This window comes from Planktothrix sp. FACHB-1355, assembly GCF_014748295.1.
Taxonomy (GTDB): domain Bacteria; phylum Cyanobacteriota; class Cyanobacteriia; order Cyanobacteriales; family Aerosakkonemataceae; genus Aerosakkonema; species Aerosakkonema funiforme_A.
The window spans coordinates 1-2470 of the sequence record NZ_JACJUP010001041.1 but is presented as its reverse complement, the minus strand read 5'-3'; the positions used below and the strand labels follow the sequence as shown (position 1 = coordinate 2470).

The following is a 2470-nucleotide window of genomic DNA, read 5'->3' as shown; positions in this document are numbered from 1 at the left end:
AAGTACTCACCAATACTGTTGGTTTGGGATTTGCCTGAGAAATTGCCTCTACTATTCTTTGGGTGCCGATTTTCCGGCTATCCATAATCGCTTGCTTGCGTTCTGGCGTCCAGCGACCTTCTGCCAAAGGTTCTCCTGCCAAATTGACCACACCGTCGCAACCGGATAAGGATTTTTGCCACTCGCCGGACTCCGTAGGTGTATAGGCGACGATTTCCACATTGGGGAAAGTACTGCTGGGGAAAACTCGCTTAGCACGTTCTGGGTTTCTTGTCAATACCAAGACGCGATCGCCTGACTCGTGCAGCCGTTCCACCAAGCGACTGCCGACAAATCCCGTTGCACCTGTAATCGCTACTTTCATCTTTCCCCGTATGCCATTCCATTAGCTTCAGCATAGCGGTTCATAAACCGCATAAATCGTTCCCAATGATCTTCCCGCTCGATCTCAAACACACACTCGACCCGATCGATCTCGTCTCCCTCTGGCCCACCGAAGATGAATTTTACCGAAGAAGGCTCAACGCTAATTCGACCTTCGGTATCGATTAAAAGCAGAGCTTTGGAGAATTTTTTGGTAAAGCTGTTAAATTTTTCTAGGGATTTGAGATGCGCGAACGTCATTAAAACCGATCGCACGCCTGTACTGCGATTCCGCCGCAGGCTGACGTTACTCAATTCTTCGGAAATTCCTTCAAAGAACTCGATCGAGGGGACTTGGGCAGTCATGAGACGATGATAAGAAACTTAACAATCATTATATAGCCAGATGTTGTCTTATCTCGATTTTTCAATTCTCTACTAATCCGAATCTGTTTTGCGGTGATGGTTCTTGCTCGATCCATTGCATCGATCGCATTAACAATAGACATCTCCAAAAATTCTTGTGGGGTAGGCATCCTGCCTGCCTTTGAGATTCTTTTGGAGGAGATGTCTAATCATATTCATAAACACTTGATATTTATTTGCCAGAGCGATCGCATTCTCACCGCAGAGGCAAACACACAAGTTTTATCTGCCATCATTACTTATTTTAGTTAAAAATCGCAGCAATTTAACACAATAGCAGACGACCGGGTTTATAGCTGCCATAGAACCGGATCGATCGCCGATTTTAGGTCAAAAAAACCCGATTAGTGAGTAAATTGTCGATCGAAATCCTCTAAAGTGAAATAGGTACAATCCAATAATCATTTAGAAAGTACGCCAGTATGGTTGCACAAAAAGCTGAGATTTTGCACAGACGTTGCGTGCCGCGTCTTTTCGAGGCAAACAGCTACTGTGGAATCCCGCCATACTTTTTAGAGGTATTGCGTGTAACATCTCCACAAATCGAATTTCAAGCCCTCTCAAGCTTCGGCGACTTTTAACCGCCCCTTGTTGTTGAAACAGAAGACGTTGCAGAGGACTAAAGTCCAAGGTCTTGGCCATCAATCCGACTGTGGAAGCATTCCACAGGGCAAATAGTAGCACAGAAAGTAAGAGAAATTGGAGAACTAGATCTAATGCACCTAAGCGAAGTCACCCATCCCAACCAGTTGCACGGTCTTTCTATTCATCAACTCAAGCAAATTGCGCGTCAGATTCGAGAAAAGCATCTGCAAACCGTGGCTACCAGCGGCGGACATCTTGGCCCTGGTTTGGGTGTGGTAGAACTCACACTAGGACTTTACCAGACCCTAGACCTCGATCGCGACAAAGTAATCTGGGATGTGGGACACCAAGCTTATCCCCACAAGTTGATTACAGGTCGCTACAGTCGCTTCCACACCTTGCGGCAAAAAGATGGCGTTGCCGGCTATCTCAAGCGTTGTGAAAACAAATTCGACCATTTTGGCGCAGGTCACGCTTCTACCAGTATCTCAGCTGCCTTGGGTATGGCCTTAGCGCGGGATATGAAAGGCGACAACTTCAAGGTAGTAGCCGTAATTGGCGACGGTGCGATGACTGGCGGGATGGCGTTGGAAGCAATCAACCACGCCGGACATTTGCCGAAGACCAACCTGTTGGTAGTCCTCAACGACAACGAAATGTCGATTTCGCCCAACGTCGGTGCAATTCCCCGCTACCTCAACAAAATGCGCCTCAGTCCGCCAGTGCAGTTTATCACCGATAACCTAGAGGAACAATTCAAGCATCTTCCCTTTGTCGGAGATTCTTTTTCTCCTGAATTGGCACGCATCAAAGAAGGGATGAAGCGCTTAGCAGTACCGAAAGTTGGCGCGGTATTTGAAGAGTTGGGCTTCACCTACATGGGGCCAGTAGACGGTCATAATTTGGAAGAATTAATTGCTACTTTCAAAGAAGCGCATCAGCATTCTGGCCCGGTATTAGTTCACGTCGCCACAGTTAAAGGTAAGGGATACGAACTTGCCGAACAAGACCAAGTTGGCTACCATGCCCAAAGTCCCTTCAACTTAGCTACTGGCAAACCAATTCCTTCCAACAAACCCAAACCTCCCGCCTACTC

At 47.1% G+C, this 2470-nt stretch carries 4 protein-coding genes; 1 reads left to right on the top strand and 3 read right to left on the bottom strand.

Annotation, left to right across the window (positions count from 1 at the left end; genetic code table 11):
• The 3 genes from H6S82_RS28705 to H6S82_RS28695 all read right to left on the bottom strand — a co-directional run.
• Positions 1 to 364: NAD-dependent epimerase/dehydratase family protein (locus H6S82_RS28705; protein ID WP_191057136.1), on the bottom strand; the 364-nt coding region annotated here is incomplete at its 3' end.
• Positions 361 to 729, bottom strand: coding sequence for a photosystem II reaction center protein Psb28 (gene psb28, locus H6S82_RS28700; protein ID WP_190474750.1), 369 nt, complete (start codon positions 727 to 729; stop codon positions 361 to 363). The genes psb28 and H6S82_RS28705, both read right to left, overlap by 4 nt.
• Positions 726 to 899 carry a hypothetical protein gene (locus tag H6S82_RS28695; protein ID WP_190474749.1) on the bottom strand — a complete coding sequence of 58 codons (174 nt, stop codon included), beginning with the start codon at positions 897 to 899 and terminating at the stop codon, positions 726 to 728. Before H6S82_RS28695 ends, psb28 begins: the two co-directional genes overlap by 4 nt.
• A gap of 606 nt (positions 900 to 1505) precedes the next feature.
• Between H6S82_RS28695 and dxs the strand changes: the two genes are divergently transcribed.
• The coding region (gene dxs / locus H6S82_RS28690; RefSeq protein ID WP_191057135.1) for a 1-deoxy-D-xylulose-5-phosphate synthase at positions 1506 to 2470 on the top strand (965 nt) is incomplete at its 3' end.